We start from the raw sequence: 14,511 nt of genomic DNA, 5'->3' as shown, positions 1-14,511 counted from the left end.
CTATTTCAGTCCGGATAGCTGGCACTCACAGGTAAAAGACAATATGATTGTTGTACACCATCCACAGACCTGCAAGTACAAGCACAAGGCCTGCAATTTTCTTCAATTTAAGGTCGTACTTTGATATTTCACCCAGTCTTGCAGATGAAAGGTTGGCAAAATATGCAATGATCAGCATGGGTATAGCAAAACCCATCGAATAGATGAAAAGATGTGTTGCGCCGTAAGAGATGTCCCCTTCAAGAGCCACGCTCGTTAGTATTGCTCCGAGTATAGGCCCGACACAGGGAATCCATACAATTCCAAGCGAAGCACCGACAAGAAAACCTCCAAAGATGCCTTTTTTCTCCACATGGAGATTTCCGGTATACCGTACAAAGGCACCGAAGACATCATAATCCATCAACATTGAAAGACCGAATACTATGATCAGAAGTTCTGCCAGTATCCTGAAACCCTGGATATATGACTGGAAGACTGCACCAAAAGCAGAGGCAGTCACACCCATAAGTATGAATGAAATACTTAGCCCCACAACAATCGCAAAGGGCCTCAGCCTGCTCTGACCTGTTGAATAGGCCAGGATCACCGGAAGTAAAGGAAGTACGCAGGGAGAAAGTATGCTTATCACACCAGCAAAAAAGGATGCTAGTGGATCCAGTGCAAATGTGTCAGTGTACATGTTTACATGAGATACAGGGATTAGTTACCCTGCCGAGCCTCTATGGCATTTTCAAGCATTTCTGTGAGCAGGTCTTTCTGAGTAAGTCCAAGGAATCTGGCGTTAGTCCTGTCGGTGGTCGTTTGCCCGTCAAGTCCCATATACACGTATTGACCATCTTCTATATCCACGATGACAAAGGAATCAGGAACATATCCGGCTCCAAACCACACTGCAAGCTCGTTACCGCGTCTGTTATCAACATAAGCCACGCTGGCATCCTGCGGATATTCGGCCGCAATCTCCTCCATTATGGGCTTCTGGGCATTACAGGCAGAACAGCTTTCAGAGCCCACTTCTACAAGCACAGGCCCGTTGAGAAGCGTTTGGTTTAAACCCTCAAAACTAGTTACTTCTATCATTCCAACTGTTTCCTGCACTTCAGGTGCGCCTTCTTCTTCCTGCCGGACCTCAATTGCCTGATCAAGAGTTTCTGTGATGATCTCTTTCTCAGTCAACCCCACAAACCTGGCAGCACTCCTGTCTGTAGTCATCTGCCCATCTGCTCTCATGTATACGTATTGACCATCCTCAATATTGACTATAACGAAAGAATCAGGAACATAATCACCGCCAAACCATGCAGCTACAGAACCCGCACTTCTTGTATCAACATACATAGTAGCAGCTTCACCCTCATACTCTGCTGCGATTTCTTCCATTATAGGTTTCTGGGCAACACATGCAGGGCAGCCATCGTAACCCATTTCCACAAGTACAGGTCCATTAATTAGCGTTTGGTTGATATCCTCAAGGCTGCTGACCTCGATCAAACCTGCTTCATTCTGTGATGATACATCATCCGGACTTTCAGAATCAATACAACCACTAAGCAGGAGTGACAAGGCCACAAGGAGTATTAGTTGCAGGGATTTTCTCTTCATATTATTACCATGATCTTCTTAGATATTATAAACTTCTTTTTACAAGTATTTATGCATGGTTATGAGAATACCCCACAAAACCCTCTCCAAAAAAATATTATTCTTATTCAGCATTAAGACAACACTTTCCACTTCAAAAGAATGCCTTCCTCAATTGATTCTGCCTCAATCAACTTGAGTTTCATAATTTCCTCTTCAACAAAACCGGCACCATCTACAAGAGTAGGAGACATATTCCCACCAATAACCAGGTTTCCTACAAAAGTATATATTTCATCCACAAGACCGTTTGACAACAGGCCCCAGTTAAGAGTGGCTCCTCCTTCAACCATCAGCCTGTTAACACCCATTTCCCTGAGCTTCTCCATGGCTGTAACAAGATCCACTTTATTGTCACCTGCAACGACAATAGTTGCATTTTCCTCAAGCTGTCTCACCTTTTCAGAAGATGCTGCCCTTGAGACAACAATTACTCGCCTGCCTTCTCCTTTTTTAAAGATATCAGCATCCAAAGGGATTCTTGCGGTGCTGTCAACGACAACTCTTATAGGGTTCTCTTCAAGTCCCACCTGCCTACGCTCAGCTCGCCTTGTTTCAGACTTCACAGTCAGACTGGGATCATCAGCAAGTATGGTCCCGATTCCTACCATTATAGCATCGGAACCAGCCCGCAGAGAATCCATCCTGTCAAAATCAATATTACCGGATATGCGTACCTGTATTCTTTCCTTTGTGGATATCTTTCCATCTGCAGACATTGCAGAATTAATGAATACAAAAGGTTTTCCCATAATAACCACTTTGAGCAAAAAAGAAAAAGAAATATGAACCTCCAAAAAAGGTTCAATGATCAGCTGCAGTTAACTATCGCTTCCAGCAGGTTACGGTCTTTCAATAAGCCCAAGAAACGCTGGTTTGCATTAACTATAGGAATCTGGTCTATACGGTTACGCTTCATTTTAAGCGCACACTCGCTGACACCTGAAATATAAGCAGCTTTTACAAGATCACTTACCATTATGTCTTTTGCAGGAATGTCAGGAACCTTCACTCTTGAAACACTGTAGTAGATACTCATTGTGTCTCTCATTGACTCCCATGTCCATTCATCATCGTCCGCACCATTGGACATATCGGCCACCTCTACAGAGTCCTCAATAACGCTTGCACTGATGACATCACGATCAGTGATTATACCGACTACCTCAAGATCACTATCAATTACAGGTACTGCTTTGGATTTTGCAAGTTCCATCACCCTTGCTACAACATTCAGAGGAGTGTTTGTCCATACAGGCACTGACATCGGATTCATATATTGGCCCACATGGTCCGGAATGTTCATCTCAGCAAGAACCGCAACAATATCAGCCACAGACATTATACCAAGGAGTTTTCCATTTTCAACGACAGGCAGCCTTCTAATATTATTCTCAAGAAGTATTTTAGCTGCTACTGTTATGTCTACGTTGGGATCAATAGTTAACGGATTACGTGTCATCAACAAAGCCAACTGTTCCTCTTCAGGATTTCTAAGCAAATTTGCCCTGCTGACAATCCCAACCACCTTCCCGTCCTTGAGGACAGGCAAGCCGGAAACTCTCTTCTCTTTGAGCAGTGCGTGAACTTCATCCCTCGAACCGGGCAATGTCGCAAAAGCAACATCTGTTCTCATTATATCCATTACTTTAACATTCTTTGGCATCTTCAACCCCCGATATTATTTCTCAGCGGATTTTCCACGTACTACAAGTACAGGTACTTTGGAGTTTCTGATGACGTTTTCGGCGACACTTCCAAGTAAAAAGTGATCAAGTCCTCTCTTTCCAAGAGTTCCCATCACAATAAGATCAATTTCCTGTTCCTCTGCGAACTTGACGATCTCAGGACCCGGATGTCCCTCAAGGACAACTGCTTCAAAGGGTACGGATTTCTTTTCTGCCATATCTCCAACAGTAGCAGTTGAGTCATTAGCTTCCTTTTCCAAAAGCTCGTACATCATTTCCCATCCTGCATCCATTGGTATTGAAGCAAAAGCAGCGGTATCAACAACGTATCCTGCATACAATTTAGCCCCACACGTTTTCGCAAGTTCCAATGCATGCTGGACTGCTTTTTCGTTTTGCTCAGATCCATCTGTTGCAATAAAAATTTTCTTGTAGAGATCGCTCTTCATAATCCCTCACCTATTATGTAATATACGGATGTTAAATAATTACAGATAGTATATCGTCAGGTCTCCCTCTTCGAACGATGCTGTTGATAGGGTTTTTTATTCCTGCAAGATTACTTGAATTCCCATTAAGGATCATCACTTTAGCGTTGTTCCTTTCTATAATAGGACCTGTATTTTCAAGTCCTAATACTGCTGCTCCCATAAGCGTACACATAATAAATACTTGTCTGTCCTCGAATCCAAAGACTTTTGACAGTATCTCCATCTCGGAAAACATACTTACAGAGTTGAGCATCACATTGTCAGTACCAACAGCAACATCGATTCCAGCCTTTAACATCTCTCTGACTGGCGCCATGCCTACTCCTGTAATGAAATTTGAACGTGGGCAGACGACAGCAGGTATACCTCGGTTAGCCACATCCCGCAGGTCACTTTTATTAGCCTGTGTAAGATGTATCAAAATGTCTGGATTCAGAGATAGTGCTTTTTCTATATCATCTCTGCTATTTTCTCCTGCATGGATCGCAAACAGCTTGTGCTTGCCTTTTGCAATGTTCCCGATCTTTGTGAGAGTTTGCATGTCCATGTCATTGGCTCCGCTCATTCCGAGGCCATCAGCATCCATGAGAATACGCTCAACCTCGCTTCGCAGTGTATCATCATCGGCGTGAATGTTCTTTGGCCTTCCAAGGAGTCTACACTCGATTTCAAAATCCTGAAGAGCCTCACGAAGAGCAAGAGTTCCGGTCAATCCACCTTCCCTGAAATCAGCGAATGCACATGTACCCGTCTGTATCATATCTGTCACAGAGCGTTTCATACCCTCTACAAGTTCATCATAGGGTGTCCTTTCCAACGTCCTGTGTTTGAGTCCGTGAGGAGGTTGCACCAATGAACTGAGATCTCTTTCCACATAATAATCAACACACTTTCCAAGCACCGGGTCTTTAATTACAGAATCTCCGATATGAGTGTGTGCGTTCACAAAACATGGTGCGATGATATTCCGGGAATCAGTCTTTTCCTCAGCAATCTCGGATATGATACCATCTCTTATGACCATATAACCTTCGATTACTTCCAGTTCCGGCCCGTAAAGGATTGTTCCATGAATGGTTTGCTCACTAACCATAGAATCATCTTTAAGCAGTAGATATTATATTACTGGTATTAGTGTGTTTATACATGCTATTTTGCTGGCTCGACAGATATATATGCCAAATTCCTGATTAATTCTTTGCGTATTATTAGGTCCTTGCATGAGAACATGGCAGAGCCTATCTGTGATTGTACAGACAACCTCAATGCGCTACATCAGGATAATGCGATAAATACCTGTCACGAGGGAAACCGGAAAGGACAGCGGGAATCCCATAGGATGAGCTTCCGGAGTTAGTGCGCCAGGCGACAGCATTATCTTACTTATTCTTATAGCGACTTTTAAAGATATAAAACCCCTTGAGAATTGATATGTCGTTCGAAGATGCGCTAAGAGAAACTGAAGATGGCATCGTTATAGACGTAGAAGTGACACCTGGTTCTAAAAAGATATGTATTCCCAGTGGCTACAATCCCTGGAGAAAAAGAATTGAGGTAAAACTCTCGGAAAACGCTCGCAAGGGAAAGGCCAATGAACAGTTGGTAGAAAAATTTGCTTCTTTGTTCGGTTTGAACGAGTCAGAGATTTCGATAACAAATGGCCAGAAAAGTACTAAAAAATCAGTTCTACTGAAAGGAGTTGGATATCCAAGAGCTGTTTCTGTATTGAAAGATGGCCTGAAGGGGCAAGAAAGCTGATTCTCCTGTTCACATACGAAATGCTGAAATATCCATTTTCATAATACTTTCACCCTGCTCGGAGTCTCTTAATATAGCCAGGGAACCATTTACAGACTGAGGTGAAAAAGATGGATGATTATTTCGAAAGCCTGGTGTCAAGAGCCAGTTATTATGAACAGTTCGAAGAATTCGTTCGTTATTACAAGTGATGGTACTCCGACCTCTGCCGTAAATCCCTCCTGATCCCGAAGCTTTTTGCTTTCATTGCGGCAGAGTTCCAGTACTTACACTTGTTTTCAAGTTATTTGTTATTTAAAAATCGTTTTATAATTTCTGTGGTCAGCTTTTAATGCCATTGCCTTTAATATTAAAGTGAAAAATTTGGCATTTCCCGTATCCACATCAGGAAACCACAGATAATTCATGTTCAAAAGCAGAAGAGACCACCGATCTTTGAAAGCACCGCTTTATGTTTACCAGAAAAGGCTTGAGAGCATCGAAGAAATAATTGACGAACTTCTTCAGCTTGCAGAAGAAGGAAATGTTATCATAGTCGAAGGCAAAAGAGATGTCAGAGCACTTAACAAGTTAGGCATCAATGGTCACTTTGAGATGGCAACACATCATTCCCTTTCAAACTTCTGCGAAGATATCACAAATACCGGAAAAGGTATAATCATTCTAACGGATTGGGACAGGCGTGGAAACATGCTGATGTCCAATCTTGTAAATCATTTTCATTCCCTTGGTGTAAACCCTGACGTAAGAATAAGAGAACGTTTGAAGTCTATAGTCCAAAAAGAAATAAAAGATGTGGAAAGCCTTCCTACTTATGTCCTGAAACTAAGACACATAGCAGGATCGTCCACATATTAAGCTTTACCTATAAAGTGACTGATCAAAAAGTATCCTGATGATGCGGTTCCCACGTCCTCTCAAACTCCGGGTAGAGTTCTGACTTGTCCATTAACTCGGAATATACATCGTGCCTCGGGCTGACTATAACCACGTGAGCAGGTGGATGTATTTTTCTCAGCTTGCTTATTGCCGCCCCTGCATTATTGTCAAGTTCAACCAAAGCAGCAGAACTGCATTTTGCTCTGAGTGGTACGCCGGCAACGCTTACCAGCAGGTTGTCTGCAAAATTAGGTTCAATGCGTTTTGGTTTAGAGGCGAACCTCATATGACCATAGTGTTCAAGGTCGTGCAATGCAACATTCACTTTATCCGGATTATCGCCCCGGATAACGGCGAAAGATTTTACTTCTATCCCCATTTTAATTTTATCCCCCTGTTTTTTTACTAGCTAGTTTATTTCAAACCTTTTTTTCCTACCCTCTCCACGGTAGCATAGAAATACCAGCTTAGATGATATTAAAACTTTGCGATATAATAAGCTTTTCTATATCGATTCAAAAAAAAATAATAAAAAAGAAATATAAGATATGGAAATTTTGAATGTTGCAATTACTTACCAAGTTCTTTTGAGCGATTGGAAGCAGCAATAACAGCATTCATAAAAGCAGCTCTTGTTCCATTTTCTTCCAGTATGTGAACGCCTCTTATCGTCGTTCCTCCGGGAGAAGTAACCATATCTTTTAGCTGGCCAGGATGAGTGTTTGTTTCAAGTACCATTTTTGCAGCACCCAAAACTGTTTGTGCTGCAAGCACTATTGCACTGTTCCTGTCAAGACCCTCAAAAACTCCTCCGTCTGCCATTGCCTCAATAACAGGGAAAATAAATGCAGGTCCACTGCCCGAAAGCCCGGTAACCGCATCCATAAGGTGCTCGGGAACGATCAGGGAACTTCCCACTGATCCGAATATAGCCAGGACATCATCAGCATCGTCTACGGATGCATTTCTACCAGTAGATATTGCAGATGCTGCCTCAGCAACTGTTGCAGCTATGTTCGGCATTACACGGACAACACGAGTTCCTTCCTTGAGTTCGTCCTCAATTGCCTCAAGTTTAACACCTGCTGCAATTGAAACGACCAGTTTGTCAGAGCTTATCTCTTCCCTGATATGAGAAAGAACCGATTTCAATATCTGTGGTTTCACTGCGAGAACAATTATATCGGCATCCCTGATAATATCCGTATTGTCAGTTGATACGTTGATGTGGAGGTTATCATGTAATTCCTTCAACGATGCCTCAAAAACGTCACTTGCATATATATGGGAACTCGGGATAATCCCGGAGTCACATATACCTTTTATCAGCGAACTTCCCATCTTTCCGGTTCCGATAAAACCCAGCTTTTTTCCATCCAAACCCATAATAACCACTAAATCCTGTTAAACAATAAAAAATAAAAGGAAATCATTTCCTTTTGATTGTAACTATATCTCCAAGTGTAGTACCTTTGTTCAGACGGTCTCCACTCCAGTCATCTCCACTGCTTCTCTCTGTAAGCTTGACATCGAGTTCTCGCTCAAGTTTCTTACGAACTTCCTCTTCAGGTACGATTTCTCCACGTTCAAGTTTTTTGATCAGCGATGATTTTTCCTTGATCTTGCGAGCAAGTTCATCATGTGTCAGTTGTTTTTTCTCCCTGGCTTCCCTGATAATAGAATCGTAATCATCTACGAGTTCATCGCTGAAAGTCTCAAAACCTTTTGCTTTTGGTTTTTTCTTTCTTTGTATACCAGGTGCTACTGGTGCTATTTTTCTGGACACCGGCGTGCGTTTTTCCAGGTTTTTACCATACTGGGAACATCTTCCACATACTGTGAGTTCACTACCGTCTATACTTACTTTAAAAGAAGGCCCCTTGATATCAGTGCCACATATTTCACATTGCATAGATCTCAACTCATAAAAGCCAAATCTCGTCTTTACGAAAGGGCTATATACCCTTCCGGCTTAAATAATGTTCGGAGGCATATGAGCGAGACCAGCGAAAGTGATGTGAATCACGAAAGATATGATTTTACGGGCGTTAATAAAGCAGAATTCGGCTATGCAGGTGCGGGGAGTGAAGAAGATTTTTCAAAATACCTGCTTGACCGCATGAGACAACTCGAATCACGCAACAGTTTATTGAAAGAACAGTGTGATCAGATAGAGTCTGAAAAACGCTTTGTTGAAAGCCAGAAACTGAAATATGAAAGAGAAGTCAGAAGGCTTCAGGCCGAGATTGACCGCCTGAAAACAGTGCCATTGGTAGTTGCTACCATAATGGATGTGATCAGCGATGACAAAGTGCTTGTAAGAAGCTCTACAGGACCCCAGTTCATGGTCAACGTGTCCCAGTACATCGACGATAAGACACTTGTACCCGGTACCAAAGTGGCCCTGAACCAGCAAACACTTGCAATTGTCGAAGTTATACCGGCCACAGAAGACCCGGCGGTATCCGCAATGGAAGTCGTGGATTCCCAGGACGTTGATTTCAATGATGTCGGTGGACTTGAAGAACAGATACAGGAACTTATAGAATCCGTAGAGTTACCGCTCCTGAAACCAGAATCATTTACCCGGATAGGCATATCTCCGCCCAAAGGAGTATTGCTTTTCGGCGAACCTGGTACCGGTAAGACACTTCTTGCAAAGGCTGTGGCCCATCGGACAGAAGCAACCTTTGTTCGGGTTGTAGGCTCCGAGCTAATACAGAAGTATATCGGTGACGGTGCAAAGCTTGTCAGAGACCTGTTCGAGATGGCCAGAAAGAAATCCCCGAGTATCATTTTCATTGATGAGCTTGATGCTATTGCATCAAGGCGTCTTAACGATACCAACGGGGCTGACCGTGAAGTACAGAGGACCCTGATGCAATTGCTTGCGGAAATGGATGGCTTTGACAGTAGAGGAGAAGTACGTATCATTGCAGCCACCAACAGGCTGGATGTGCTGGACCCTGCTATTCTGAGACCGGGAAGATTCGACAGGATCGTCTATGTACCAATGCCTGACGAGGAAGCAAGAGCAAATATTCTCAAGATTCACTCACGATTCATGAATCTTGGAGAAGATGTTGATTTTGCAAAACTTGCCCGCCTGACCGATGGAGCAAGTGGAGCAGACCTGGATGCCATTGCAATGGAAGCGGGAATGCTTGCTGTAAGGTTTGACAAAGAATCCATTGGTATGGAAGATTTCATTGAGTCTACTAAAAAAGTCATGTCCAAACTCGAAACCAAGCAGGAAGAATTGCCAACAGGTATGTTTGGTTAATTCAACCCCTCTTTTTAATTTTTATTTTTGTTTTAATTCTTTTTTGTCTATCGTACTCCGGATTTATCGGTAAATTACTTCTGGCATCTTTTGCATAATTTCACATGTGAGCAGGCATTTTCATATAAAAGATGAAATTCGCATACTTGGCATCGATGACTCTGCCCTGATAAGTGAAAATATATTGATAGTGGGTGCCTTTTTCAGAGGAGGATTGTGGCTGGATGGTGTTATGAGTTCTTACCTTACAAAGGACGGACTGGATGGCACGGACAAAATTGCAGAGATGGTAAAAAACAGCAAACATTACCCACAAATACGGATTATAATGCTCGACGGAATTACATATGGGGGTTTCAACACAATTGACATAATCCGTCTGCATGAGGATACCGGCATACCGGTGATAGTCCTGATGAGGGAATATCCTGATTTCAATATGATCGATCAGGCACTTTCCTACCTACCGCACAAAAATACAAGAAAGGAAATTATCGAAAGAGCCGGGAAGATCATAAAAGTTAATACAAAGGATGTACTGAATCCTGTTTACATCCAATGTAGCGGAATAAAAAAGGAAGATGCTGCCAGGATTGTGCAATTAACTGCCACAAGAAGCAATATCCCCGAGCCGTTGCGTGTAGCTCATCTCATTGCCACCGGAATAGTTCTCGGGGAATCAAGAGGAAAGGCTTAAGCCGATTTGGCCAGCTATTCCCTGCATTTCTCTACAAGCTTTACTCCTTCCTGCATCAAAGACTCCGCCCTTTCCTGAGTTTTTGATTCTGCGAAAATACGTATAATAGGTTCTGTACCGGAAGGCCTTATGAGTACCCATCCGTCATCATACCAAACCTTGACACCGTCTATGGTATTTACTTCATTTTCACTACCTACAAAAACATCTTTCACTCGTTCCATGGTGCCTACAAGATCATCACACCTGACCTTTGTCTTGGAATTATAGTATTCAGGCACACTTGAAGCCAGCTCTGAAAGCTTTTGTCCGCTGGCAATGATCTCAAGGAACTTTGCACAAGCCATGGCACCATCGCGGCAGTACTGGTGTTCCGGGAAAATTAGACCTCCGTTACCTTCTCCACCGAATACGGCGTCAATTTCCATCATTTTACGGGCCACATTTATAGAACCCACTGCAGTCCAGGCAAGATCCACACCTGCATCCTTAGTAACATCTACCATCCTTGAGGAGGAACTGACCGGTGTCACCACTGGACCTTTTTTCCTCTCAAGTACGTATTTAGCCATCATCGCAAGCAATACGTCCTCAGGTATGAAGTTGCCCAGTTCATCGATGAACACTGCACGATCGGCATCCCCATCCTGGGCTACTCCCATTACAGCCCCTGTCCTCTTCACAATGTCAATAAGCTCTGTCAGTACATCAGGTGTAGGTTCGGGATTGCGCCATGGAAAAGTGCCGTCTACCTGTGAATTTATCGTAATGATCTCGCAGCCGAGTTTCTGAAGCAGAAAAGGAAGGGTTACAGAGCCAGCCCCGCAACCGGTATCAACAACTACTTTGAACTTGCCCTTACGTATACTCTTGCTGTCAACCGAATCCATTATTCCGTTGATGTAATATTCGTTGGCATTCAGATCTGTTCTCAGGTCACCTGTATTCTCCCATGGTGCAGCTGCAAACTCTCTGGAGTAGTATATTTTTTCTACTTCTTTTTCTCCTTCTCTTGAGAACTCGCTACCGTCTTCAGCTATTAGTTTGACTCCATTATACTCCCTGGGATTATGAGATGCTGTTATCACTATGCCTGCATCAGCATGATCCTTGACATAGTATTGAATAGAAGGTGTCGGGACAATCCCTACATCAATGACAGTCAGACCGGCAGACAGGGCTCCTGCTATTGCGGCTGACTTCAACATTTCACCCGAGGCCCTTGTATCCCTGCCGATGGCCACTGTTCCCTTTGATCCCATATACGTGCCAACACTTCTGGCAACATCAATAACTAATTGAGGATTAATGTACTCATTCGCGATTCCCCTTACACCGTTTGTTCCAAAAAACGCCATTTAAATATCACCCATGTATACAAATCAGGTATTATCTTAAAACCCGAGACTTTTCATATTCCTAATGGAATTATGTTAATAAGGCATTTTCCCATATTCATTACTATGGACACAAGAAAGGTCACAGGACTTGAAGCTGCGATCAGGGAAAAAGAGAGTGCTATTGTAGCATTCTCAGGTGGCGTTGACAGTGCGACCCTGGCATACCTCGCCCACAGGGTTTTGGGAGACAAGGCAGTTGCAGTAACAATCAAAATACGTTCCTTCCCGGATAGGGAACTCAAACATGCAGAAAAGGTTGCTGAGGAGATAGGAATCAGACACAGAATCGTGTTCTTTGATGAATTGACGATTCCTTCAATAGCCAGTAATGATCCGCAAAGATGTTACCACTGTAAAAAAGAGATACTGAAATTGCTTGACGACGTCAGGAAAGAACTTGGTTTCAATGTAATTCTGGAAGGAAGCAATTCCTCGGACAAAAATGTATATCGTCCGGGGAAAAGAGCAATTATGGAAGCAAAAGAGCCTGTATACTCCCCTTATCTCGACCTGGATGTTACAAAGGATGAAATTCGCCAGATAGCCAAAAATGTGAAACTTTCCGTTGCCAGTAAACCTCCATCTCCCTGTCTTGCGTCAAGATTGCCCTATGGGAATGCGCTGACAGAAGAAGCTATCAAAAGAGTTGAGCTTGCAGAAAATTTCCTCTCTGATCTTGGTTTTACCGAGCTGAGAGTCAGGGATCACAGTGGCATGGCCCGGATAGAACTCCATCCCTTCGATTTTAAGGATATGTTACTGCACAGGGAAAAGATTACATCATATCTAAGGAAGATAGGATTTGATTACGTAACCCTTGATCTTGAAGGATTCAGGAGTGGAAGCATGGACGAGATACTTTGATACCGGAGATACAAATCCGCAGTGCATCAAAAGAAGACATGGGGCCCATAGAGGTACTGATGTCAACTTATTTCCATAATGTTGAAGGAATGTCAGCAGACTCTTTTGCAGTTGCGGAGACGAAAGGAAAAATAATTGGTGCCGGTGCCATTGTCAGCGACCCATTTCCCGAGATACATTCCATAGCCGTTAATCCCGGCTACAGAGAAAAAAGAATAGGCACCTCTCTGGTTCATTATCTTGTAAATCGATTTCCTGCCGGAAGTACCATTTATGTAAGAACGACATCTCCTGTATTTTTTGAGAAAACAGGTTTTGTGGAAATGGAACCTTCAAAAAAGGCAGATTTGTGGGAAAACTGTGCTAAATGCGACAAATTAAATAGATGCAAGCAATCAGTCATGTGCCTGGAATTAAAATGACTATGGGAAAACGGTGAAAAAATGCTTACCCTTGGAATAGTAAACACATATGATAAGATCAAAGTACTGGATGCCCACTACAGGGCTATTGCAAGGGCTGCACCCATCTGTTATGCATTTGGATTTTCTCTTGCCTTGTTTGATTTTCCCTTCAAAATGACACCAGATGAGCTTGTAGATTATGTAGCTGATAAGACTACAATAGGCGAATCCGGAAAATTTCTTCGCTTGCTGCACGAAAAAAGAAAACTCTTTGTTTTCGAATTACCTAAGAAAGGTTTCCAGTCCCAGTTCGGGACAGTGGTGGTGACGTCTTCAAAACCAGATGAAAAGCATGTTGTTACACCGGAAGCACTGGCCAATGAAATTCTGCATAACAGGTCATTCTTGCTGCTCGTAGGTCTTGGTCACAAGGGCCTGCCAAAACACCTCTTTGAAATAGTCCCACAGCATCTCGACATCACTGGTAATGGTGTCTCCCTTGAAACATGTACAGCTATAGGATGTATTCCAGCCTATCTTATGGGACTTGTTCATGCAGGAGAGCAGAAAGGCAGTATCCAAGGGAAACCTAATTAATATTTGATACCGACATCTCCTAACATGCGTCTTAACATTTTTTATTCCGGGGATTTCGGAAAAAAAGTGATTGGTAACCTTATCAACTCTGACAGGTTTTGTGTGTCCTGTGGGGACTTATGTGATCATTGCAGGGAATCTCGTGCAAGTTTCGCAAATATCATCACAGGTATCTTTGAATTGCGGACAGACCTGCCGGATTTTGTAGAAGAACCCATGGAATATATGCCTGAAGAAGTTCCTGAATGTGATCTCATCCTTGCCATCGATCTTAATCCTGATATTCTCATGGCAATACCTGAAATTGCGGAAAAATCTGGTGCAAAAGGTGTCATTATTCCAATCGATGATTCCAGACTCACACCTACAGGACTGGCAGAACAGGTGAAAAAAGAACTGGAATCAAGAGGAATCGAATGTGAGTGCCCAAAGCCTTTCTGTGCACTGGAGCTAACAGGAAAAGAATCAATAGATGCTTTCGTGAATTTAGGCTTTGGGAAACCCCTGCTGAAGATAGAGTTGAACAAAGAGAACGATATTTTCACCCATACGGAAGTTCTCAGGGATGCACCATGCGGTTCCACATGGTTCGTTGCAAAGAAACTCAAGTGGTCAGATATCAAAGATTATAAAGAAACGATATCTGGCGCCCACCATTCATATCCATGTACTGCAAGTATGGAAAGAGACCCGCAGATAGGAGATACCATCCTGCATGAAGCAGGTTACATAATCAGGAAAAGTGTTGAAGAAGCAATGGAGAATGCCCATTAATGCAGAAAAATAGATGTCAAGTAATGCTTGAA

At 42.9% G+C, this 14,511-nt stretch carries 18 protein-coding genes; 8 read left to right on the top strand and 10 right to left on the bottom strand.

Annotation, left to right across the window (positions count from 1 at the left end):
- Positions 1-25: 25 nt before the first annotated feature.
- The 6 genes from V7O62_RS10480 to V7O62_RS10455 all read right to left on the bottom strand — a co-directional run bounded on the left by V7O62_RS10480 (position 26) and on the right by V7O62_RS10455 (position 4,916).
- On the bottom strand, positions 26-682 hold the full coding sequence (locus V7O62_RS10480; protein WP_406656272.1) for a cytochrome c biogenesis CcdA family protein: 657 nt from the start codon (positions 680-682) through the stop codon (positions 26-28).
- Positions 683-702: 20 nt separating this feature from the next.
- On the bottom strand, positions 703-1,605 hold the full coding sequence (locus tag V7O62_RS10475) for a thioredoxin family protein (RefSeq protein ID WP_406656271.1): 903 nt from the start codon (positions 1,603-1,605) through the stop codon (positions 703-705).
- 113 nt (positions 1,606-1,718) lie between these two features.
- Positions 1,719-2,396, bottom strand: coding sequence for a 2,5-diamino-6-(ribosylamino)-4(3H)-pyrimidinone 5'-phosphate reductase (locus tag V7O62_RS10470; protein ID WP_406656270.1), 678 nt, complete (start codon positions 2,394-2,396; stop codon positions 1,719-1,721).
- Positions 2,397-2,455: 59 nt separating this feature from the next.
- Entirely contained in the window at positions 2,456-3,310 is an 855-nt protein-coding gene (locus V7O62_RS10465; protein ID WP_406656269.1) for a CBS domain-containing protein, read from the bottom strand.
- Between the two features lie 15 nt (positions 3,311-3,325).
- The gene (locus V7O62_RS10460) at positions 3,326-3,781 is read right to left on the bottom strand and encodes a universal stress protein (protein WP_406656268.1); all 456 of its coding nucleotides are present in this window, start codon (positions 3,779-3,781) and stop codon (positions 3,326-3,328) included.
- A gap of 31 nt (positions 3,782-3,812) precedes the next feature.
- Positions 3,813-4,916, bottom strand: coding sequence for an amidohydrolase family protein (locus V7O62_RS10455; protein WP_406656267.1), 1,104 nt, complete (start codon positions 4,914-4,916; stop codon positions 3,813-3,815).
- A 338-nt stretch (positions 4,917-5,254) separates the two neighbouring features.
- Here V7O62_RS10455 and V7O62_RS10450 point away from each other — a divergent pair, with 338 nt between their 5' ends.
- Together V7O62_RS10450 and V7O62_RS10445 are read left to right on the top strand one after the other, a co-directional pair.
- Entirely contained in the window at positions 5,255-5,581 is a 327-nt protein-coding gene (locus tag V7O62_RS10450; protein ID WP_406656266.1) for a DUF167 domain-containing protein, read from the top strand.
- Positions 5,582-5,986: 405 nt separating this feature from the next.
- Complete coding sequence (locus tag V7O62_RS10445; RefSeq protein ID WP_406656265.1) at positions 5,987-6,439, top strand: toprim domain-containing protein; 453 nt, start codon at positions 5,987-5,989, stop codon at positions 6,437-6,439.
- Positions 6,440-6,461: 22 nt separating this feature from the next.
- Here the strand turns inward: V7O62_RS10445 and V7O62_RS10440 are convergent, their stop codons facing one another.
- The 3 genes from V7O62_RS10440 to V7O62_RS10430 all read right to left on the bottom strand — a co-directional run bounded on the left by V7O62_RS10440 (position 6,462) and on the right by V7O62_RS10430 (position 8,372).
- Complete coding sequence (locus V7O62_RS10440; protein WP_406656264.1) at positions 6,462-6,839, bottom strand: DUF356 domain-containing protein; 378 nt, start codon at positions 6,837-6,839, stop codon at positions 6,462-6,464.
- 191 nt (positions 6,840-7,030) lie between these two features.
- The gene (proC, locus tag V7O62_RS10435; protein WP_406656263.1) at positions 7,031-7,846 is read right to left on the bottom strand and encodes a pyrroline-5-carboxylate reductase; all 816 of its coding nucleotides are present in this window, start codon (positions 7,844-7,846) and stop codon (positions 7,031-7,033) included.
- Positions 7,847-7,889: 43 nt separating this feature from the next.
- Positions 7,890-8,372: a multiprotein bridging factor aMBF1 gene (locus V7O62_RS10430; RefSeq protein ID WP_406656262.1), complete on the bottom strand. Its 483-nt coding sequence runs from the start codon at positions 8,370-8,372 to the stop codon at positions 7,890-7,892.
- An 81-nt stretch (positions 8,373-8,453) separates the two neighbouring features.
- Between V7O62_RS10430 and V7O62_RS10425 the strand changes: the two genes are divergently transcribed.
- A complete protein-coding gene (locus tag V7O62_RS10425; RefSeq protein WP_406656261.1) occupies positions 8,454-9,743 on the top strand; it encodes a proteasome-activating nucleotidase in 1,290 nt (429 codons plus the stop codon).
- A 106-nt stretch (positions 9,744-9,849) separates the two neighbouring features.
- A complete protein-coding gene (locus V7O62_RS10420) occupies positions 9,850-10,440 on the top strand; it encodes a DUF99 family protein (protein WP_406656260.1) in 591 nt (196 codons plus the stop codon).
- Positions 10,441-10,454: 14 nt separating this feature from the next.
- On the opposite strand, the gene glmM is transcribed toward V7O62_RS10420, so the two are convergent.
- The gene (glmM, locus tag V7O62_RS10415; protein WP_406656259.1) at positions 10,455-11,798 is read right to left on the bottom strand and encodes a phosphoglucosamine mutase; all 1,344 of its coding nucleotides are present in this window, start codon (positions 11,796-11,798) and stop codon (positions 10,455-10,457) included.
- Between the two features lie 105 nt (positions 11,799-11,903).
- Here glmM and larE point away from each other — a divergent pair, with 105 nt between their 5' ends.
- From larE to V7O62_RS10395, 4 genes are read left to right on the top strand one after another with little or no spacing between them, the layout of a single operon-like run.
- A complete protein-coding gene (gene larE / locus V7O62_RS10410) occupies positions 11,904-12,704 on the top strand; it encodes an ATP-dependent sacrificial sulfur transferase LarE (protein ID WP_406656258.1) in 801 nt (266 codons plus the stop codon).
- Positions 12,701-13,126, top strand: coding sequence for a GNAT family N-acetyltransferase (locus V7O62_RS10405; RefSeq protein WP_406656257.1), 426 nt, complete (start codon positions 12,701-12,703; stop codon positions 13,124-13,126). The genes larE and V7O62_RS10405 overlap by 4 nt, the downstream gene beginning before the upstream one ends.
- Before the next feature lie 21 nt (positions 13,127-13,147).
- Positions 13,148-13,705 carry a DUF531 domain-containing protein gene (locus V7O62_RS10400; protein ID WP_406656256.1) on the top strand — a complete coding sequence of 186 codons (558 nt, stop codon included), beginning with the start codon at positions 13,148-13,150 and terminating at the stop codon, positions 13,703-13,705.
- Between the two features lie 24 nt (positions 13,706-13,729).
- Entirely contained in the window at positions 13,730-14,479 is a 750-nt protein-coding gene (locus tag V7O62_RS10395) for a DUF166 domain-containing protein (RefSeq protein ID WP_406656255.1), read from the top strand.
- Positions 14,480-14,511: the final 32 nt, after the last annotated feature.

Source organism: Methanolobus sp. ZRKC2, from assembly GCF_045291185.1.
GTDB lineage: Archaea > Halobacteriota > Methanosarcinia > Methanosarcinales > Methanosarcinaceae > Methanolobus.
This window is presented reverse-complemented; position numbering and strand designations above follow the sequence as displayed.